Source organism: Cellulomonas wangleii, from assembly GCF_018388445.1.
Classification (GTDB): domain Bacteria; phylum Actinomycetota; class Actinomycetes; order Actinomycetales; family Cellulomonadaceae; genus Cellulomonas; species Cellulomonas wangleii.
Window position 1 is genome coordinate 1,884,929 of sequence record NZ_CP074405.1, and the last position, 19,479, is coordinate 1,904,407.

Here is a 19,479-nt window from a genome sequence, read left to right on the forward strand (position 1 = left end):
ACCGACCCCGCGTCGGGGTCGATCCAGCCCGTGCCGGTCAGGCGGTGGGCACGTCCGCCAGGCCCTCGGGCAGCAGGCGGCGGCCCAGGACCTTCTCGCTGTAGCCGGTGCGGTCCAGGTACGGCGTGATGCCGCCGAGGTGGAAGCCCCACCCGGCGCCCAGGATCATGCACAGGTCGATCTGCTGCGGGGTCGTCACGACGCCCTCGTCGAGCATGTGGCCGATCTCGACGGCCAGGGCCGTGAGGACGGCGTCGAGCACACCCGCCTCGTCCAGCGGCGGGTCGAGGGGCTCGACCTCCCGGGCGGCGTCGAAGACGGCCTGCACGGCGGGGTCGACCCGCTTGGGCAGCCCCTTGGCGGGTGCCGGTGTGACGACGGTCGTGCCGTCGGCGACGAGCTTCTCGAGCCCGGGGGAGCGCGGGAAGCGGTCGCCCAGGTCCTCGCGCAGCGACGTCAGGACGTGCAGCCCGACGGCGGGACCGACCAGGTCGAACAGCTCGAACGGCGGCATCGGCAGGCCCAGCGGGTCGAGGGCGCGGTCGGCGACCTCGACGGGCGTGCCCTTCTCGACGGCGTCCACGATGATGCCCAGCAGCAGCACGAGCAGTCGGTTGACGACGAACCCCGGACGGTCCTTGACCAGGACCGCGGTCTTGCGCAGCTTCGCGGCGACGGCGAACCCGGTGGCCAGTGCCTCGTCCGAGGTCTGCTCCGCCTTCACCACCTCGACCAGCGGCATCGCCGCGACGGGGTTGAAGAAGTGCAGCCCGACCACCCGCTCGGGGTGGCGCAGGTCGGCGGCCATCCTCGTGACGGACAGCGCGGACGTGTTCGTCGCGAGCACCGCATCGGGTGCGATGACGTCCTCGAGCTCGGCGAACACGCGCTTCTTGAGATCCAGCACCTCGGTGACCGCCTCGATGACGAGGTCGCAGTCGGCGAACACGTCGATCGACGTCGAGCCGGTCACCTGGGAGGCGATGCGCGCGCCGGTGTCCGCCGGCATGCGGCCGGTCGAGACGAGGCGCTCGACCGAGGAGCGGACGGCGGCCAGCCCCTGCTCGACGCGGGCCTCGTCGAGGTCCCGCATGACGACCGGGACGCCGAGGCGCTGCGCGAACAGCAGCGCGATCTGGGAGGCCATGAGGCCCGCGCCGACCACGCCGACCCGCGTGACGCGGCGGGCGAGCGCGGGGTCGGGCGCGCCCGTGGGCTTCTTGCCGCCCTGGACGAGCCCGAACGCGTAGACGCTCGCGCGCATCTCGTCGCTGAGGATGAGGTCGGCGAGCGCCTCGTCCTCGGCGGCGAACGCGGCGTCCTTGTCGGCGTCCCGCGCGGCGGCCATGAGGTCCAGCGCGCGACCGGGCGCCGGGCGCGAGCCGTGGACGACGGCGTCGAGCCGGGCGCGGGCCGCGTCGACGACCGCCGACCAGGTCGCGGCGTCGTCGAGCGGGCGGCGCTCGACGGTGACGTCCCCGCGCAGCACGCCCGCGGCCCAGCGGACGGACTCCTCGAGGAAGTCCGCGGGGTCGAGGACGACGTCGACGAGCCCGATCGCCGCGGCCTGCGCCGCGGTGAACGGCTTGTTGGCGGCCGGGCGCGTGAGGACCACCTCGACGGCCTTCTCGATGCCGACGAGCCGGGGCACCAGGTACGCGCCACCCCAGCCGGGGACGAGCCCGAGGCCGGTCTCCGGCAGGGCCAGGGCGCGCACGTCGGCCGCTGCGGTGCGGTAGTCGCAGTTCAGTGCGACCTCGAACCCGCCGCCCAGCGCGGCGCCGTTGACGAAGGCGAACGTCGGCACGCCCATCTCACCGAGCAGCCGGTACGCGTCGTGCCCGCCGCGGCCCAGCGCCAGGGCGGCGTCCCGCGTGCGCACGCCGGCGACCTGCAGCAGGTCGGCGCCGGCGGCGAGGTAGTACGGCTTGCCGGTGACGGCGACGGCGGCGATCTCACCGGCGGCGGCACGCTCCTGCTGCGTGCGCAGCGCGGCGTGCAGCTCGGCGATGCCCTGCGGGCCGAGCGTCGTCGGCTTGGTGTGGTCGAGCCCGTTGTCGAGGGTGACCAGGGCGAGCGTGCCGAGGTCGCCGGGCAGGCGGACGTCCCGGACGAGGGCGTGGGTGACGCGCTCGGGGCGCGGCTCGGGCGTGCTCATCGGGCAGCCTCCTCGGCGGTGAAGTGCGGGTTCTCCCAGATGACGGTGCCGCCCTGCCCGAGTCCGACGCACATGGCGGTGAGGCCGTAGCGGACCTCGGGGTGCTCGGCGAACTGCCGCGCGAGCTGGGTCATGAGGCGCACGCCGGACGAGGCGAGCGGGTGGCCGACGGCGATGGCGCCGCCGTACGGGTTGACGCGGGGGTCGTCGTCGGCGATGCCGAACGCGTCGAGGAAGGACAGGACCTGGACCGCGAAGGCCTCGTTGAGCTCGAACAGACCGATGTCGTCGATGGTGAGGCCGGCGCGCTCGAGCGCCTTCTGGGTGGAGGGCACCGGGCCCAGGCCCATGACCTCGGGCTCGACGCCGGCGTACGCGAACGACACCAGGCGCATGCGCACCGGCAGGCCGAGCTCCTCGGCGACGTCCTCCGCGGCGAGCAGGCAGGACGCCGCGCCGTCGGTGAGCGGTGCCGACGTGCCGGCGGTGACGCGGCCGCCGGCACGGAACGGCGTCGCCAGTCCGGCCAGGCCCTCGAGCGTGGTGCCCGGACGCGGCGGCTCGTCGGCCGTCGCCAGGCCCCAGCCGCGCTCGGGGTCGCGGAGCGCGACGGGCACGAGGTCGGGGTCGATCTTCCCGGCGGCCAGCGCGGCGGCGTACTTCGCCTGGCTCGCGGCGCCGTACGCGTCGGCGCGCTCCTTGGTGAGCGCGGGGAACCGGTCGTGCAGGTTCTCGGCCGTCACGCCCATGTTGAGGGCGTCGGCGGCGACGATGCGCTCGGCGAGGAAGCGGGGGTTGGGGTCGGCGTCGAACCCCATCGGGTGGCGACCCATGTGCTCGACGCCCCCGGCGATCGTCACGTCCTGCGCACCGAAGCCGATGGCCGCGGCGGTGGTCGTCACGGCGGTCATCGCGCCGGCGCACATGCGGTCGATCGCGAACCCGGGCACGGTCGTCGGCAGCCCGGCCAGCATCGCGACGGTCCGTCCCAGCGTCAGGCCCTGGTCACCCTGCTGGGTGGTCGCGGCCAGCGCGACGTCGTCGACGCGCTCGGGCGGCAGCTGGGGGTGGCGTCGCAGCAGCTCGCGGACCGTCCGCACGGCGAGGTCGTCGGCGCGCGTGTGGGCATAGAGCCCGTCCTTGCGGGCGCGGCCGAACGGGGTGCGGACCCCGTCGACGAAGACGACGCGACGGGCGGCAGGCACCCGGGCGTCGGGACGGGACGTGCTCGGCATCAGTCCTCCAGGGGGACGGCGGTGTCCGGGGAGCGCGCACGCGCAGTCGCGCGGGCAGGGACCATCGTCCCTGGACAGGCGAAGTTACTCAAGAGTAACCGCGCGGGTGATGCAGATCACGTCCCTCGCGAGGACGTCGTCAGGCGGCGGCGAGCGCCGTGGCGAGCGGGCCGGCGAGCAGCTCGACCTGCCAGGCCCGCGCACCGCCGGCCTGGAGCGTCGCCGCCACGGAGGACTCGTCCAGCGGCTGCGGCGGGGACCAGCACAGCCGGCGCAGCAGGTCGGGCTGCAGCAGGTTCTCGACCGGCACCGTGTGCTCCAGGGACGCCGCGGTGACGACCCCGCGCGCAGCCGTCAGCCGGCGTGCGGCGGCCGGGTCCCGGTCGCCCCAGACCCGGGCCGGGGGCGGGCCGTCGCTCGCGGGCCCGCGGGTCGCGGGCAGGTCCGCCTCGGGCAGCGCCATGGCCCGGTCGATCGCCGACTGCCACAGCGCCGCGCGCCGCCGCGTCCCCTTGCCGGCGAACGCCGGCAGCATCACCAGCTGGCCGACCGTGCGCGGCAGCGCCTGCGCCGCGGCCACGATGGCCGCGTCGGGCAGCACCCGTCCCGGCGAGATGTCGCGCTCGCGGGCGTTGCGGTCACGGGTCGCGTACAGCTCGCGGACCACCGCGAGGCGTCGCGCGTCGCGGACGTTGTGCAGCCCCGACACCCGCCGCCAGGGCTCGACCCGCGGCGCCGGTGGCGGCGCCAGCCGCACCGCCTCGAACTCCTGGCGGGCCCACTCGGCCTTGCCGGCGACGGCCAGGCGCTCGGCGAGCACCTGGCGGACCTCGACCAGCACCTCGACGTCCAGCGCGGCGTACCGCAGCCACTCCGCCGGCAGCGGACGGGTGGACCAGTCGACGGCCGAGTGCTCCTTGGCCAGGCCCAGACCCAGCGTGTCGGCCACGACCGCCGCGAGCCCGACTCGCTCCATCCCGAGCAGCCGCGCGGCCAGCTCGGTGTCGAAGAGGCGGGACGGGCGCAGGTGCTGCTCCGCCAGGCCGGGCAGGTCCTGCGAGGCGGCGTGCAGCACCCACTCCACGCCGACGAGGGCGTCGGACAGCGACGAGAGGTCGGGCAGCGCGATCGGGTCGATGAGCGCGGTGCCCGCGTCCTCACGGCGCAGCTGCACCAGGTAGGTGCGCTGACCGTACCGGTAGCCCGAGGCGCGCTCGGCGTCCACGGCGACCGGCCCGGTGCCCGCCGCGAACGCCGCGACGGTGGCGGCGAGCGCCTCCGGCGTCGCGACGACCTCGGGAACGCCGTCGGCCGGCTCCAGCAGCGGGACGACGACCGGCGTGGTGACGTCCGGGTGGTCGTCCGCACCCGGCGCGCCCTGCGGCGCCTCGGCATTCATGACGTCCACCGTAGGCGACCGCGGGGGTGCGTCCGTGCAGCCGGCGCGCGCGTCGCGCACGGCGCTCCGGGCGGGGTCACCCGCGGCCGGTCGTGCGGGTGGCGGCCTCAGTCGATGAGCCGGTTGCGGATCGCGATCGCCACGAGCTCCGCCCGGTCACCGGTGCCGAGCTTGCGCGAGATCCTGGCGAGGTGGCTCTTGACGGTGAGGGCGGACAGCCCGAGCTCCTCGCCGACGAGGCGGTTGGTCCGGCCCTCGGCCACGCGGGACAGGACGCCCAGCTCGCGGGCGCTCAGCTCGGCGGTCGGGGCCGGCGGCGCGGGTGCCGGGCGGGCCGGTGCGCCGGTGGCATCGGTCGTGCTGGCCACGCCGCCGCGGAGCCCGCCCGCCAGCAGCGTGCGCAGCTCGGTGCGTCCCGCGCGTCGGGCCAGGACGACGACACGGTGCGCCCCCCGCCGGCGCAGGGCGCGGACCAGCGTCTCGCCCTCGCCCTCGGCGATCTGGGTGACCACCACGCACATGGGGTGACGTGCGGGGGTCGTGGACGGTACGCGCCGCGACGTGGGCACGGTCGAGACGCCCGGGCGGCGGGCCGGGATGTCGCGGACGTCGCGTCGAAGAGGCTCGATGGTCACGCCCCGTGCATCGGCAGGGCCCGCCGACGACTTGAGCCGGTGCGCGGGTGGCCCGTCAGCGCCGCGGTAGCGGGACGACGCCCTCCGGGAGCGGGGGCAGGCCGGCCGCCGTGCACAGCAGGGTGGCCCAGGCCGCCAGGTGGGGGCCCAGGTTCTCGTCCCAGGCGGTCCACGAGGCGCGGATCTCGAGCTCGGTCTGCTCCTCGCGCCGGTCCAGCGCACCGAAGCTCTGGGAGAGCACCCGCGTCACGGTGCCTCCCGCGGCGTGCGGGGTGACACCGGTGGACTCCAGCGCGTCGTGGAACCACGACCACGCGACCTCGGCGAGCATCGGGTCCGCGCCCACCTCGGCCTCGAGGCTCGCGCGCACCAGGGTGACGAGGCGGAACGAGCCCTCCCACGCCTCCTGGCCCTCGGGGTCGTAGAGCACGACGAACCGCCCCGACGCGAGGTCCTCGGCCGCGACCGAACGACGCGCCGTGCGGACCTCCGCGGTCAGCGCTGCCGTGTACGGCGCGATGCGGGCAGGTCCGGGAACCTCGTCCAGCACCACCTCGGGGCGCACCGGCACCCCGCGCAACGAGCGCAGGGCGCGGACGAACTCGGCGGGGACGTCCTCGGGTCCGGCAGGGGTCACGCGGCGAGAGTACGGGCGGACCGCTCGTCTCGGTCCCCGGCACGCCGAGGGGGCCGGGCCTCGCGCGCACTAGGCTCGACGACGCATCCGCACGCGCCGCGCGCGCCGGTGCCGGTCGCCGCACGGGCCCGGCACCTCACGGCGGTACGTGCCCATCCGGCATAAGGAGCGCTAGTGATGTCTGTCCCGTCGTCGGTCGTCGGCACCGCGCAGATCGGCGTGACCGGGTTGGCCGTCATGGGCCGCAACCTGGCGCGGAACTTCGCGCGGCACGGGTACACGGTCGCCGTCCACAACCGCACGTACGCCCGCACGCAGTCGCTCGTGACCGAGCACGGGGACGAGGGCACGTTCGTGCCGTCGGAGTCGATGGCGGACTTCGTCGCCTCGCTCGCCCGGCCCCGCAAGGTCGTCGTCATGGTGCAGGCCGGCCCCGCCACGGACGCGGTGATCGACGAGCTCGTGCCGCTGCTGGAGCCCGGTGACATCGTCGTCGACGCCGGCAACGCGCACTTCCCCGACACGGTCCGCCGCGAGCAGGCGCTGCGCGCGCACGGCCTGCACTTCGTCGGCACGGGCGTGTCCGGCGGCGAGGAGGGTGCGCTCAACGGGCCGTCGATCATGCCGGGCGGCACGGCCGAGTCGTACGCGTCGCTGGGCCCGATCCTCGAGGCGATCTCGGCGAAGGTCGACGGCGTGCCCTGCTGCACGCACGTGGGACCGGACGGTGCCGGGCACTTCGTCAAGATGGTGCACAACGGCATCGAGTACGCGGACATGCAGCTCATCGCCGAGGCGTACGACCTGCTGCGCCAGGGCCTGGGTGCCTCGGCGCCCGAGATCGGCGAGGTCTTCGCCGCGTGGAACACCGGTGACCTCGAGTCCTACCTCATCGAGGTGACGGCCGAGGTCCTCGCGCACACCGACGCGGCCACCGGCCGCCCGTTCGTCGACGTGGTCGCGGACGCCGCCGAGCAGAAGGGCACGGGTCGCTGGACCGTGCAGAACGCGCTCGACCTCGGGGTACCGATCACGGGGATCGCGGAGGCGACGTTCGCCCGTGCGCTGTCCGGGTCCGCCCCGCAGCGCGCGGCCGCGCGTGGCGTCCTGCCGGCCGACACGCTGGCCTGGAACGTGCCCGAGCCCGGTGCCTTCATCGAGGACGTGCGCCTGGCCCTGTACGCCTCGAAGCTGGTGGCGTACTCGCAGGGCTTCGACCAGATCGCGGCCGCGTCGGCCCAGTACGGGTGGGACATCGACCGGGCCGCGATGGCGCGTATCTGGCGGGGCGGCTGCATCATCCGGGCCAAGTTCCTCGACCGCATCACGCAGGCGTACGAGCGCAACCCGGAGCTGCCGCTGCTCATCGCCGACCCGTACTTCACCGCGGCCGTCTCCAACGGTGTCGCGGCGTGGCGGCGGGTCGTGGCGGCGGCCGCGGCGCACGGGGTCCCGACACCCGCGTTCTCGTCGTCCCTGGCGTACTACGACGGCGTGCGGGCCGAGCGGCTGCCGGCCAACCTCATCCAGGCCCAGCGCGACTTCTTCGGTGCCCACACCTACCGGCGCGTGGACCGCGACGGCGTGTTCCACACCGACTGGTCCGGCGACCGCACCGAGCAGACCTGGTGAGCCGGCGCACGGGCGCCCAGGTGCCGGCGCCGCGGCTGCAGCCCGTCGTCCTCGGTGGTGACGTCGGGGCGTACTCGCTGGCGCGCACGTTCCACGAGGCGTACGGCGTGCGCTCCGTCGTGGTGTCGTCGGTCTCGACGGGCCTGGTGCGCCACTCGCGCATCCTCGAGAACGTCGTCGAGCCGGGCATCGACGACGGCCCGACCGTCGTGCGCCGGCTGCGTGCGATCGCCGAGCAGCACCCGGGCACCGACCGGGTGCTGCTGGGCAGCGCGGACTGGCTGGTGCGCACGATCGTGGAGAACCGGGCGCAGCTCGAGGACCTGTACACGATCCCGTACGTGGACGTCGCGACGCTCGACCGCGTGACGGACAAGGTGCTGTTCGGCGAGCTGTGCGCCGAGCTCGGGATCGACCACCCCGCCACCGTGGTCCACGACGTGCAGGCGGGGGGGACGCCGGACACCTCCGGGCTGCGGTTCCCCGTCATCGCCAAGGCGGCCGACACCGCTGCGTACCACCTGGTGGAGTTCCCCGGGAAGAAGAAGGTCTTCACGGTCGACACGCCCGTCGAGCTCGCCGACCTGCTGGCACGGGTGCAGGCCTCCGGGTACCAGGGGCGGTTCGTCGTGCAGGACCTCATCCCCGGGGACGACTCCGGCATGCGCATCCTCACCTGCTACAGCGACGCGTCCGGCAAGGTCCGGTTCTCGGCGTTCGGGCACGTGCTGCTCGAGGAGCACACGCCCGGCGCGCTGGGCAACCCCGCGGGGATCATCACGGGCCACGACGCGCAGATCGCCGCGCAGGCCGTCCGGCTGCTCGAGCACCTGGGGTGGACCGGGTACGCCAACTTCGACCTCAAGTACGACCCGCGGGACGGGCGCACCGTCTTCTTCGAGCTCAACCCGCGGCTGGGACGGTCGAACTTCTACATCACCGCCGGCGGCCGCAACACGGCCGAGCTCTACGTGCGTGAGCACGTGCAGGGGCTCGACCCGCTGCCCGACGGGGCCGCGGACCACCTCACGGAGCCGCACCTGTACACGGTGCTGCCGCGCTGGCTGCTGCGCCGCTACGTCGCCGACCCCGCGCTGCGGGCCCGCACCCGGGCGCTGGGCCGCGCGGGGCGGGTGACCAACCCGCTGTGGTACCGGGCGGAGACCGACCCGCGGCGGTTGGCCTACCTGGCGGTCGCGCAGGCCAACCAGGTGCGCAAGTACCGGCGCCACTACCCGCACGGTGACGCGTGAGCGACCCCGGGCAGGTGCCCCCGCGCGGTGACGGCACGGCGCCGCACCGCGTGGAGGTCGGTGTCATCGGCGGGGTGGGCCCGGCCGCCACGGTCTGCTTCCTGGACCTCGTGGTGCGCCGCACGGCGGCCGAGCGCGACCAGGACCACGTCGACCTGGTGGTGCTGCAGCACGCCGGCATCCCCGACCGCACCGCCTACATCCTCGGGCGCTCCACCGAGGACCCCGGGCCGGTCATGGCCGCCGACGCCCGTCGCCTGGAGCGCCTCGGCGTCGGCTTCGTCGTTGTGCCGTGCAACACCGCGCACCACTTCACGGACGAGGTCGCCGCCGCGGTGGGGGTGCCCGTGCTGAGCATCGTCGACGAGACGGCCGACGAGGTCGCCGCCCGGCCGGGTGTCACCCGCGTCGGCGTGCTCGCCACGAGCGGGACGCTCGCGGCGCAGGTGTACCAGCGGGCGTTCGAGGACCGGGGGCTGTCCGTGGTGGTCCCGGACGACGCCGACCAGGACGTCGTCATGCGGATCATCTACGACGAGGTGAAGGCCGGCCGTCCGGCCGACGTCGGCGCCCTGCACGCCGTCGCGGACCGGCTCCGGGAGCGCGGGGCCGACGTCGTGGTGCTCGGCTGCACCGAGCTCTCGGTCGTGGCGGCCGAGCACGACCTGCTCGCCGACGGCGGGTACGTCGACTCCCTCGACGTCCTCGCCCGGCGCACCGTCGAGCGCGCCGGGTACCCGCTGCGCTGACCGCCGCCGTCCCGAGGGACTCCCCGAGGGACGGCGGCGAGGGCGCGGGCGGGGCGCGCCGGTCGGCTCAGCCCAGCTCGCTGGTCCCCGAGTAGAGGTGCAGCACCGGCACGTGCAGCTCCTCGCGCGCCCGCGAGGCCCAGTCGGTGTGGAACGTGTCCTCGATCATGTGCGGGTACGTCACCACGACGACCTCGCGCACGCCGCCGCCGGCGACGGCGGTGCGCAGCGCGGGCAGCGGGTCGTCGTCGGTGATCTCGCCGGTCGCGTCCCTGCCGGCGGCGACGAAGGCGGCGACGCTGCCGGCGACCTGCTCGGCGGCGGTCTGGCGCGCCCGCGTGCGGCTCGGCTCGTGGCCCGTCGCCCGCTCCCACGCCTCGCGCAGCTCGCCCAGGCTCAGCGCGTCGATGATCCAGGGGATCAGGGGGCGATCGGTGTCGGCGGGCACGAGCACGCGGTAGGCGGGCGACTCGTCGGGGTGCAGGCCCACGATGTGTCGGACGTCGGACTCGGCCAGGGTGTCCTCGGTGAGGACGAGGATGGTGTCGGTCACGACCCCGAGCCTACGGGTGCGCGCAGGTCCCAGCAGGTCAGCACCGTGCCGTCGGTCGCGTGCAGGAGGTGGCGCACGCGTGCGGCGCGCGGCGGGTCGAGGGGCCTGGCGCCCGTCGCGGCCCGGGGCGCGTCGCCCGCCACCAGCAGGGGGCTCGTCGTCAGGCACAGCTCGTCGACCAGGCCCGCGGCGAGCAGGTCCGCCAGCAGCCGCGGCCCGCCCTCGGCCAGGACGTGACGCAGGCCGCGCGCGGCGAGCGCGGCGACCGCCGCGCGCAGGTCGGGGGAGCCGGGGTCGTGGGGGGCCGGCACGACGACGGTCCGGTCCGCACCCACCGCGGCGCGTGCCCGGTCGGCGCCCTGCGGCCCGGTGACGACCAGGGCACCGTCCGCCACGTCCGCGGGGACGTCGCCGCGGCACGTCACCACGGCGGGCACGATCCGCGGCCCGAGGCCCAGCGATGCCCGGACCTCGCGCAGCCCGGCGGCCACGGGGAGCTCGCGGTACCCCTCGGCCCGCACGGTCCCGGCACCCACGAGCACGACGTCCGCCAGGGCCCGCAGCACCGCGAAGACACGGCGGTCGGCCGGGGTGCCGAGCGACCCGGACCGACCGTCGGCACCCGCGGCGGCGCCGTCGACGCTCGTGACCATCGTGGCCCGGACGTGGGGTCGGGCGCGGTCGCGTCGCAGCAGTGCGACGAGGTCCGCCTCGTCGGCGGACGACGCCAGCCGACGGGCCGCGTCCCGGGGGAGGAGCAGGTCGAGGTCGACGGTGGGCGGCACGTCCCCAGGCTAGGGCGCGCACGGACCAGGTGCGCCGCCGGTGCCGTCGTGGCACCGTCGATGACGGAGCACGACCCGCCCGACCGGCGCCGACGGGGGAGCAGCGATGCCAGGAGACGGCGCGGCGGCACCGCGGGACGCGGTCAGCGCCGCCCTGCTCCTGCTCACCGCCGCGAGCGGGGCGCTCGACGCGGTCACGTACCTCGCCCTCGACCACGCGTTCGCTGCGAACATGACCGGCAACGTGCTCTTCCTCGGCTTCGCGCTCGCGGGTGCCGGTGACGTGCCGCTGGCCGGCACGGTGGTCGCGCTCGCCGCGTTCGTCGTCGGCGCGGTGGTCGGCGGACGCTCGGTGCCCCGCACGTCGTCCCCGGCCGTGGCCCGGGCGACGGTCGCGACGCTCGCGGCGCTGACCGTCGCCATGGTGCTCGTGGGCGGCGCCTGGCTCGCGGTGCCCCGGCTCGGGCAGACGACGGTGCTGGTCACGACCGGGCTGCTGGCCGGCCTGTCCGGGGTGCAGGCGGCGGCCGTGAAGCCTCTGGGGAACGCCGCGATCACGACGGTCGTGGTGACGGGCACGCTGGTGGACCTGGCCCGGGACAGCCGCGTCGCGGGTGCGCCGTCCGGCCCGCGGCACGTGCGGCGGGACCGTGCGCTGGCGGTGGTGGCGCTGATGGCGGGCGCGGCGCTCGGCGCAGTGCTGGTCCGCGAGCTGACGGCGCCGCTCGCGCTCGGCGGCTCCGTGCTCCTGCGGGCTGCAGCGGTCGTCGTGCTGGCCCGTGCGGCGCGGGGTGAGCGGGACGCCGCACCGACGGCCGGCCCCGGCAGGAGGTGACCGCGGCTCACCCGCGAGAGGCGACGCCTCCCAGCGTGGTGGCGAGCGTCGCGACGGCCCCCACGACCACGACGGCCGGGTTGCGCACGCCCACCGCCAGCGCCCGCTCGGCGATGTCCCCGACCGTGCCCAGCGTCGTGCGCTGGCTCGGCAGGGTGCCGTCCTCGACCACGGCGACGGGCGTGGCCGCGTCCAGCCCGTGCGACGTCAGCCGCGCCATGTGCTCACCGAGCCGTGCGACCCCCATGAGCAGCACCAGGGTGCCCCGCAGGCGGGCCAGCGTCTCCCAGTCCGTCTGCGCGTCGTGCGCCGAAACGATCGTCACCTGACGTGCCACGTCCCGGTGCGTCACCGGCACGCCGGCGGCCCCGGGCACCGCGATCGCGCTGGTGACCCCGGGGACGACCGTCACGTCGACACCGGCCTGGCGGCACGCGGCCAGCTCCTCACCACCGCGGCCGAGCACGAACGGGTCGCCGCCCTTGAGGCGCACCACGCGCTGCCCGGCGCGGGCCCGTTCGACCAGCAGCCGGTTGATCTCGGTCTGCGTCAGCGTGTGCGCGTGCGGCGCCTTGCCGGCCTCGACCACCTCCACGTCGGGCTCGAGCTCGTCGAGCAGGGCGCGCGGCGCCAGGCGGTCGACGACGACGACGTCGGCCTCGGCCAGCGCGCGCCGGCCGCGCGTGGTGATCAGACCGGGGTCGCCGGGCCCGCCCCCGACCAGCGTGACGTGCCCGCGGCCCGCGCGGCGCCGGCGCAGCGGCAGGCCGCCGGTGTCGAGCTGCAGCTGCAGCGCCGCGCGCAGGGCCACGGCCCGCCGGGGGTCGCCGCCCGCGCTCACGGCGACGGTCACGTCGCCCGCGCGGGCGACCGCCGGTGTCCACGCGGTCGACGCGGCGGCGTCGTCCGCCCGCACGCACCAGGTCCGGGACACCTCGGCGTCCGCGGCCACCGCGTCGTCCGCCCGACGCTCCCCGGTCGCCGTGTGCACGAGCCAGGCGCCGTCGAGGTCCCCGGGCGCGTACTCGCGCGCCGACCAGGTGAGGGCACCGGCTGCGGCGAGGTCGGCGAGGTCCTCGCACAGCGCGGGCGCGACGACGTGCACGTCGGCGCCGTCCGCGAGCAGCCCTCGGGTGCGCCGCGCCGCGACGGGACCGCCGCCCACCACGACGACCCGCCGGCCGGCGAGGTCGAGGAGCAGCGGGTGCCGCGGGCTCATATCCCGGCCCCGGCGAGCCAGTCGTCGTCGCGCTCGTCGGTGCGCACCGGGGCGAGCCGGTCGAGCAGCGTCGGCCCGATCATGCCCGCCGCCAGCGTCGAGCCGTCCGTCGGGTCGACCACGAGGAAGCCGCCCGTGCGGCGGTGCGTCGCGTAGTCGTCGAGCACGACCGGCTCGGCCAGCCGCAGGCGCGCCCGCCCGATGGCGTTGAGACCGAGCGCCGGGGGCGCCGCCTGCGTCGAGGTGTCCGTCGCGTCGATGGTGTGGCTGGTGTCCACCGGGTCCCACCGCTCGACCGTGAGCGTGTCGACGTCGAGCCGGGCGTCGACCTCGCGCAGCAGCGCCCGCACCGTGCGGGTGCCGACGCGGACCAGCACCCGGGAACCGGGCACCGAGCGGCGCTCGGTCAGCCAGCACACGGTGCCGACGAGGTCCTGGCCGACGGTGACCTGCTCGGCGGCGGGGACCAGCACGTCGCCCCGCGCCACGTCCAGGTCGTCGGCGAGCCGCACGGTCACCGACCGCGGGGCGTCGGCGGCCTGCAGCGGGCCGTCGAACGTGTCGATGGCGACCACGCGGCTGGTGCGCCCCGACGGCAGCACGCGCACCTCGTCACCGACGTGCACGACGCCGGAGGCGACCCGGCCGGCGTACCCCCGGTAGTCGGGGTGCTCGGGCGTCCGGGGACGGATGACGTACTGCACGGGCAGGCGCAGCGGCTCACCGCCCGCGTCCCGTGCCACGGGCACCTGCTCCAGCAGCTCGAGCAGCGTCGGGCCGTCGTACCAGTCGGTGCGCGCGGACCGGGTCACGACGTTGTCGCCCTCGAGGGCGGACAGCGGCACGGCGTGCACGGTCGGCAGGCCGAGGACCCGCGCGTGCTCGGCGAACCGTGCGGCGATGGTGCGGAACGTCGCCTCGTCGAACCCGACGAGGTCCATCTTGTTGACCGCCAGCACCACGTGCGGCACGCCGAGCAGCGCCGTCAGAGCCGCGTGCCGCCGCGTCTGCTCGAGCACACCCTTGCGGGCGTCGACGAGCACGATCGCGAGCTCCGCGGTCGACGCGCCGGTCACCATGTTGCGGGTGTACTGGACGTGGCCGGGCGTGTCGGCCAGCACGAACGCCCGGCGCGCGGTCGAGAAGTACCGGTAGGCCACGTCGATCGTGATGCCCTGCTCCCGCTCGGCCCGCAGGCCGTCGGTGAGCAGCGCCAGGTCCACGGCCGCGCCCTCGCCGCCCCGGGCGGCCGTCGCCCGCTCGACGGCGGACAGCTGGTCGGCCAGGACGGACTTGGTGTCGTACAGCAGACGGCCGATGAGGGTGCTCTTGCCGTCGTCGACGGAACCGGCCGTGGCCAGCCGCAGCAGGTCGCGCCGCGCGTGGACGTCGGCGGTGGGGGTCGGTCGGGTCCGGGGGAGACCCGGTGCGTGCGTGCCCATCAGAAGTACCCCTCGCGCTTGCGGTCCTCCATGGCGGCCTCGGAGGCCCGGTCGTCCGCGCGCGTGGCGCCGCGCTCGGTCAGGCGGCTGGCGGCGACCTCCGCGATGACGTCCGCGACGTCGGCGGCCACGGAGTCGACGGCCCCCGTGCAGCTCATGTCGCCCACCGTGCGGTACCGCACCCGGCGCCGCTCGACGGTCTCGTCGGGTCGCGGACCGCCCCAGGTGCCCGCCGTCAGCCACATGCCGTCGCGGGCGAACACGTCGCGGTCGTGGCTGAAGTAGATGCTCGGCAGCTCGATGCCCTCGCGCTCCACGTACCGCCACACGTCGAGCTCGGTCCAGTTCGACAGCGGGAACACGCGCACGTGCTCACCGGGCCGGTGCCGGCCGTTGTACAGGTCCCACAGCTCGGGTCGCTGACGGCGGGGGTCCCACTGCCCGAACTCGTCCCGCAGGGAGAACATGCGCTCCTTGGCGCGGGCCTTCTCCTCGTCGCGCCGACCGCCGCCGAAGACGGCGTCGAACCGGTGCGCCGTGATCGCGTCGAGCAGCGGCACGGTCTGCAGCGGGTTGCGTGACCCGCCGGGGCGCTCGGTCACGCGACCGTCGTCGATGGCCTGCTGCACGCTCGCCACGACGAGCCGGAGCCCCAGCGCGGCGACGACGCGGTCGCGGTAGGCGATGACCTCGGGGAAGTTGTGGCCCGTGTCGACGTGCATGACCGGGAACGGCACCGGCGCCGGCCAGAACGCCTTGCGCGCCAGGTGCAGCATGACGATCGAGTCCTTGCCGCCGGAGAACAGCAGCACGGGCCGCTCGAACTCGCCGGCGACCTCGCGCATCACGTGGACGCCCTCGGACTCCAGGGCGTCGAGCTGGGTCGGCGTGCTCGGGCCGGCCGCCGCGGCGGCCGGGGTGTCGGTGGGGAAGGTCGTCGTCATGTGTGCAGCCCGCATTCCGTCTTGTTCGTGCCTGCCCAGCGGCCTGCGCGGGGGTCCTCGCCCGGGGCGACCGCCCGCGTGCACGGCGCGCAGCCGATCGAGGTGTACCCGAGCTCGCGCAGCGGGTTCAGCACCACGTGGTGCTCGGCGACGTACGCCGCCACGTCGTCCTGCGACCAGGCCGCCAGGGGGTTGAGCTTCACCTTGCCGCGGCGGGCGTCCCAGCCGACGACCGCGATGTCCGTGCGGGTCGGGGCGTCCTCGCGACGCATGCCGGTGACCCACGCCGTGTACGGCGCGAGAGCCCGCTCGAGGGGCTCGACCTTGCGCAGCGCGCAGCACAGGTTCGGGTCCCGGTCGTGCAGCCGGGGGCCGTGCTCGGCGTCCTGCTCCGCGACCGTGCGCAGCGGCAGGACCGTGCGCAGGCTCACGTCGGTGAAGTCCGCGTAGTAGTCGCGCGTGCCGATGGTCTCCGCGAAGTGGTACCCGGTGTCGAGGAAGACGACGTCGATGCCGGGCGCGGCGGCGGCGGCGAGGTGGACGAGCACCTCGTCACCCATCGACGAGGCCACGACGAGGTCGCCGCCGAACTCCGCGCGCGCCCAGCGCAGCACGTCCGCGGGGTGCGACCCCTCGAGGTCCCGGCCCGCCTGCTCGGCCAGGGCACGCAGCGCGTCGGGCGACAGGTCGGCCGCCCGGTGCGTCGCGGTGCTCACGACACGCCCACGAGTCCGACGAACCGCAGCGCGAACGCCCGGGCGCACGTGCGGCACTCCCACTGGCCGTGCGTCTGCCCGGCCGGCCAGAGGTCCTCGCTCGCGCAGAACGGGCAGTAGTACGGCACCGCTCGCTGCCCGCTGGTCTGCTCGCTCATCGCAGGTCCTCCTCGGCGGCACGGTGCACCCACTGCGCGAACAGCTCACCGGGCGTGCGCTGCTCGTCGAACCGGCGGGTCACGCGCTCGACGTAGTCGGGCAGCTCGGAGGCCGGGACGCGCAGCCCGCGCAGGGTGGTCCCGAGCCCGCTGGTCAGGCCGAGGCCGCCCCCGAGGTGCACCTGGTAGCCCTCCTCGCCGCCGGCCAGCGCGCCCTTGAGGCCGATGTCCGCGGTCTGGATGCGCGCGCAGGAGTTGGGGCAGCCGTTGACGTTGATGGTGATCGGCTGGTCGAACGTCGGCAGGCGCTCCTCGAGCTCGCCGACCAGGGCCGCGGCGCGCGCCTTGGTCTCGACGATCGCCAGCTTGCAGAACTCGATGCCGGTGCAGGCGATCGTGCCCCGCCGGAACGTCGAGGCGCCGCGGACCCGCAGGCCCAGCGACTCCAGCCCGTCCACCAGGGCGTCGACGCGCTGCGGCTCGACGTCGAGCACGACGAGCTTCTGCTCGGTGGTCAGCTGCACCCGCTCGGAACCGGCCTCCTCGACCAGGTCGGCGAGCGCCGTGAGCACCGGCCCGGAGACGCGCCCGACCGTGGGGGCGGCCCCCACGTAGAACCGGCCGTCCTTCTGCGGGTGCACGCCGACGTGGTCGCGGTTGCCGGTGGGCGGCGGCGGGGGAGGCGGGCCGTCGGGCAGCGCGTACCCCAGGTACTCGGTCTGCAGGACCTGGCGGAACACCTCCGGTCCCCAGTCGGCGAGCAGGAACTTCAGGCGTGCGCGGGTCCGCAGGCGGCGGTAGCCGTAGTCACGGAAGATGCCCACGACGCCGCACCACACCTCGGGCACGCGCTCGAGGGTGACGAACGCACCGAGCCGCTTGCCCAGCATGGGGTTGGTCGACAGGGCCCCGCCGACCCACAGGTCGAAACCAGGGCCCAGCTCGGGGTGCACGACGCCGACGAAGGCGACGTCGTTGATCTCGTGCGCGACGTCCTGGTGGGGGGATCCGCTGATCGCGGTCTTGAACTTGCGCGGCAGGTTGGAGTAGGCCGGGTCGCCGATGTACCGCTCGCGGATCGCCCGGACAGCGGGGGTGCCGTCGATGATCTCGTCGGCCGCGACGCCGGCGACCGGCGAGCCCAGGATGACCCGCGGCACGTCGCCGCACGCCTCCTGGGTCGTCAGGCCGACGGACTCGAGCCGGCGCCAGATCTCCGGGACGTCCTCGATGCGGATCCAGTGCAGCTGGACGTTCTGGCGGTCGGTGATGTCCGCCGTCCCGCGGCCGAACTCCTGCGAGATGCCGGCGACGGTGCGCAGCTGGCGCAGGTCGAGCGAGCCGCCGTCGCACCGCACGCGGAGCATGAAGTACTCGTCCTCGAGCTCGTGCGGCTCGAGCGTGGCGGTGCGCCCGCCGTCGATGCCGGGCCGGCGCTGCGTGTACAGCCCCCACCAGCGCATGCGGCCACGCAGGTCGTCACCGGGGATGGAGGCGAAGCCCTCGCGGGCGTAGACGGTCTCGATCCGGTGCCGGACGTTGAGGCCGTCGTCCTGCTGCTTGAGGGCCTCGTTGGCGTTGAGCGGGTCGCGCTGGTCGAAGCCCCACTGGCCCTCGGGGCGCTTGGGCGGCGGGGCGAGCGGGGTGCGGGACGTGGTCTGCGCCATGGGGCGCCACCTCCGGGGTGCTGGGGGGCGTGCTCACGCGTCCGCGCACGACGAAGGTCGTGGACGACGGGCGCGGACCACGCGCCCGTCGAGGGGAACGGGGCTGGTCAGCGGGTCCGCGGACAGCAGGCGCACGGGACCGCGGCGGCGCGACAGCACCGACACAGGCAGCAGGTCCCGGGGAGGTTCACGTGGACGAGCGTGGCACGCGTGCGGGTGAATCGGGAGGGTGTGTCCGGATCCCGAGATGACTGCCCGGCATACGGACACCCGTCCAGGATGCCCGAGAGTGCGGGTCGCCCGCTCGTGCCGGACGCGCAGGCCGCCCCGTGTCGTGGGACGTATCGTCGTCACCCGTGACCACCGCCGACCCCGTCGCGCCGCGCGCACGCCCGGACTCCCTGACGGCCCGTCACCCCCGGGTGCCCGCGTCGCGACTTCTCGCCGAGCTCGTGCCGCCGCGGCACTTCGCCCGCGAGTCCTTCGACACGTACGAGCCGGACGGGGCGCACCCGTCGCAGCGGGAGGCGCTCGACCGGCTGCGGGAGGTCGCGGGCGCGCTGAGCGGTCCCACGCGCAGCGGCGGGGCGTGGTGGCGGCGCCGCGCCGCCGCGCAGGCGCCGGCGGTGTACCTCGACGGCGGGTTCGGCGTCGGCAAGACCCACCTGCTCGCCTCGCTCGCGCACGCGGTGGGCACCGAGCGCACGTCGTACGGCACGTTCGTCGAGCTCACCCACCTCGTGGGGGCGCTGGGCTTCGCGGCGACCGTCGACGCGCTGGCCGCCAAGCGACTGGTCTGCATCGACGAGTTCGAGCTCGACGACCCGGGCGACACGGTGATGATGTCCCGCCTGCTGCGGGAGCTCACGGACCGCGGGGTCGCGATCGCCGCCACCTCCAACACGCTGCCCGAGTCGTTGGGCGAGGGGCGGTTCGCGGCGGAGGACTTCCTGCGCGAGATCCAGGCGCTGGCCGCCCGCTTCGAGGTGCTCCGGATCGACGGCGAGGACCACCGGCACCGCGCGGTCACGACGCACGCCGCCACCCTGTCCGCGCAGGACGTGCGCGCCGTCGTCACCGGCCGCCCGGGGGCCACGCTGGACGACCTGGACGCGCTGCTCGAGCACCTCGCGACCGTCCACCCCAGCCGCTACGGCGCGCTGCTGGACGGCATCGACCTCGTCGGGATCACCGGTGTGCACCAGGTGACGGCGCAGGACGTCGCGCTGCGCCTCGTGGTGCTCGTGGACCGGCTGTACGACCGCGACGTGCCGGTCGTGCTGGCCGCCGGGTCGGGGGCGGGCGCCACGGACGGCGCCGACCTGTTCACGCCGGACATGCTCGCGGGGGGGTACCGCAAGAAGTACTACCGGGCGCTGTCCCGCCTCGGCGCGCTCGCGGGCGAGGGGGCGGCCCTGGTCGGGCGGGACTGACCGCCGCGGCACCCGGCGCGCCGGACGCC

The 19,479-nt window shown here is 75.4% G+C and carries 18 protein-coding genes; 5 read left to right on the forward strand and 13 right to left on the reverse strand.

All coding sequences use genetic code 11. The features are described 5' to 3' along the window. Positions 1-37: 37 nt before the first annotated feature. The 5 genes from KG103_RS08690 to KG103_RS08710 form a co-directional block, all read right to left on the reverse strand. The gene (locus tag KG103_RS08690) at positions 38-2,158 is read right to left on the reverse strand and encodes a 3-hydroxyacyl-CoA dehydrogenase NAD-binding domain-containing protein (RefSeq protein ID WP_207342060.1); all 2,121 of its coding nucleotides are present in this window, start codon (positions 2,156-2,158) and stop codon (positions 38-40) included. Continuing rightward, the gene (locus KG103_RS08695; protein WP_207342059.1) at positions 2,155-3,393 is read right to left on the reverse strand and encodes a thiolase family protein; all 1,239 of its coding nucleotides are present in this window, start codon (positions 3,391-3,393) and stop codon (positions 2,155-2,157) included. The genes KG103_RS08690 and KG103_RS08695 overlap by 4 nt, the downstream gene beginning before the upstream one ends. Before the next feature lie 139 nt (positions 3,394-3,532). Next, positions 3,533-4,792, reverse strand: coding sequence for an HRDC domain-containing protein (locus tag KG103_RS08700; RefSeq protein WP_207342058.1), 1,260 nt, complete (start codon positions 4,790-4,792; stop codon positions 3,533-3,535). A gap of 107 nt (positions 4,793-4,899) precedes the next feature. Next, entirely contained in the window at positions 4,900-5,427 is a 528-nt protein-coding gene (locus KG103_RS08705; protein ID WP_249670861.1) for a helix-turn-helix transcriptional regulator, read from the reverse strand. Between the two features lie 55 nt (positions 5,428-5,482). Further along, a complete protein-coding gene (locus KG103_RS08710) occupies positions 5,483-6,064 on the reverse strand; it encodes a DUF3000 domain-containing protein (RefSeq protein ID WP_207342057.1) in 582 nt (193 codons plus the stop codon). 177 nt (positions 6,065-6,241) lie between these two features. On the opposite strand from KG103_RS08710, the gene gndA reads away from it, so the two are divergent. From gndA to cuyB, 3 genes are read left to right on the forward strand one after another with little or no spacing between them, the layout of a single operon-like run. Then, positions 6,242-7,696, forward strand: a complete 1,455-nt coding sequence (gene gndA, locus KG103_RS08715) for an NADP-dependent phosphogluconate dehydrogenase (RefSeq protein ID WP_207342056.1) — start codon at positions 6,242-6,244, stop codon at positions 7,694-7,696. Then, positions 7,693-8,949 carry a carboxylate--amine ligase gene (locus tag KG103_RS08720; RefSeq protein ID WP_207342055.1) on the forward strand — a complete coding sequence of 419 codons (1,257 nt, stop codon included), beginning with the start codon at positions 7,693-7,695 and terminating at the stop codon, positions 8,947-8,949. Before gndA ends, KG103_RS08720 begins: the two co-directional genes overlap by 4 nt. Next, positions 8,946-9,698, forward strand: coding sequence for a cysteate racemase (gene cuyB / locus KG103_RS08725; protein WP_249670862.1), 753 nt, complete (start codon positions 8,946-8,948; stop codon positions 9,696-9,698). Before KG103_RS08720 ends, cuyB begins: the two co-directional genes overlap by 4 nt. Before the next feature lie 67 nt (positions 9,699-9,765). Here cuyB and KG103_RS08730 read toward each other — a convergent pair whose 3' ends face one another. Next, complete coding sequence (locus KG103_RS08730; RefSeq protein WP_207342054.1) at positions 9,766-10,251, reverse strand: hypothetical protein; 486 nt, start codon at positions 10,249-10,251, stop codon at positions 9,766-9,768. Next, positions 10,248-11,036, reverse strand: a complete 789-nt coding sequence (locus KG103_RS08735; protein ID WP_207342053.1) for a dihydrofolate reductase family protein — start codon at positions 11,034-11,036, stop codon at positions 10,248-10,250. Before KG103_RS08735 ends, KG103_RS08730 begins: the two co-directional genes overlap by 4 nt. Before the next feature lie 106 nt (positions 11,037-11,142). On the opposite strand from KG103_RS08735, the gene KG103_RS08740 reads away from it, so the two are divergent. Beyond that, the gene (locus tag KG103_RS08740; protein ID WP_207342052.1) at positions 11,143-11,871 is read left to right on the forward strand and encodes a YoaK family protein; all 729 of its coding nucleotides are present in this window, start codon (positions 11,143-11,145) and stop codon (positions 11,869-11,871) included. Positions 11,872-11,878: 7 nt separating this feature from the next. Here KG103_RS08740 and cobA read toward each other — a convergent pair whose 3' ends face one another. Genes cobA through KG103_RS08770 form a run of 6 tightly spaced genes read right to left on the reverse strand, consistent with a single transcriptional unit; the run spans position 11,879 to position 18,017 of the window. Then, complete coding sequence (gene cobA / locus KG103_RS08745) at positions 11,879-13,090, reverse strand: uroporphyrinogen-III C-methyltransferase (protein WP_207342051.1); 1,212 nt, start codon at positions 13,088-13,090, stop codon at positions 11,879-11,881. Next, on the reverse strand, positions 13,087-14,532 hold the full coding sequence (locus KG103_RS08750; protein WP_207342050.1) for a sulfate adenylyltransferase subunit 1: 1,446 nt from the start codon (positions 14,530-14,532) through the stop codon (positions 13,087-13,089). The genes cobA and KG103_RS08750 overlap by 4 nt, the downstream gene beginning before the upstream one ends. Beyond that, entirely contained in the window at positions 14,532-15,476 is a 945-nt protein-coding gene (gene cysD, locus KG103_RS08755) for a sulfate adenylyltransferase subunit CysD (RefSeq protein ID WP_207342049.1), read from the reverse strand. Before cysD ends, KG103_RS08750 begins: the two co-directional genes overlap by 1 nt. Next, positions 15,473-16,192, reverse strand: coding sequence for a phosphoadenylyl-sulfate reductase (locus tag KG103_RS08760; protein ID WP_207342048.1), 720 nt, complete (start codon positions 16,190-16,192; stop codon positions 15,473-15,475). Before KG103_RS08760 ends, cysD begins: the two co-directional genes overlap by 4 nt. Next, entirely contained in the window at positions 16,189-16,350 is a 162-nt protein-coding gene (locus KG103_RS08765; protein WP_207342047.1) for a hypothetical protein, read from the reverse strand. Before KG103_RS08765 ends, KG103_RS08760 begins: the two co-directional genes overlap by 4 nt. After that, complete coding sequence (locus KG103_RS08770; RefSeq protein WP_207342046.1) at positions 16,347-18,017, reverse strand: nitrite/sulfite reductase; 1,671 nt, start codon at positions 18,015-18,017, stop codon at positions 16,347-16,349. The genes KG103_RS08765 and KG103_RS08770 overlap by 4 nt, the downstream gene beginning before the upstream one ends. A gap of 356 nt (positions 18,018-18,373) precedes the next feature. Between KG103_RS08770 and zapE the strand changes: the two genes are divergently transcribed. Further along, a complete protein-coding gene (zapE, locus tag KG103_RS08775) occupies positions 18,374-19,450 on the forward strand; it encodes a cell division protein ZapE (RefSeq protein WP_207342045.1) in 1,077 nt (358 codons plus the stop codon). The last annotated feature ends 29 nt before the right edge of the window (positions 19,451-19,479 follow it).

Coding starts and splice junctions, on each gene's coding strand:
- KG103_RS08770 (WP_207342046.1), bottom strand. CDS start 18,017: ATGGCGCAGACCACGTCCCGCACCCCGCTCGCCCCGCCGCCCAAGCGC.
- KG103_RS08750 (WP_207342050.1), bottom strand. CDS start 14,532: ATGGGCACGCACGCACCGGGTCTCCCCCGGACCCGACCGACCCCCACC.
- cobA (WP_207342051.1), bottom strand. CDS start 13,090: ATGAGCCCGCGGCACCCGCTGCTCCTCGACCTCGCCGGCCGGCGGGTC.
- KG103_RS08695 (WP_207342059.1), bottom strand. CDS start 3,393: ATGCCGAGCACGTCCCGTCCCGACGCCCGGGTGCCTGCCGCCCGTCGC.
- cysD (WP_207342049.1), bottom strand. CDS start 15,476: ATGACGACGACCTTCCCCACCGACACCCCGGCCGCCGCGGCGGCCGGC.
- gndA (WP_207342056.1), top strand. CDS start 6,242: ATGTCTGTCCCGTCGTCGGTCGTCGGCACCGCGCAGATCGGCGTGACC.
- KG103_RS08765 (WP_207342047.1), bottom strand. CDS start 16,350: ATGAGCGAGCAGACCAGCGGGCAGCGAGCGGTGCCGTACTACTGCCCG.
- KG103_RS08700 (WP_207342058.1), bottom strand. CDS start 4,792: ATGAATGCCGAGGCGCCGCAGGGCGCGCCGGGTGCGGACGACCACCCG.
- KG103_RS08740 (WP_207342052.1), top strand. CDS start 11,143: ATGCCAGGAGACGGCGCGGCGGCACCGCGGGACGCGGTCAGCGCCGCC.
- KG103_RS08690 (WP_207342060.1), bottom strand. CDS start 2,158: ATGAGCACGCCCGAGCCGCGCCCCGAGCGCGTCACCCACGCCCTCGTC.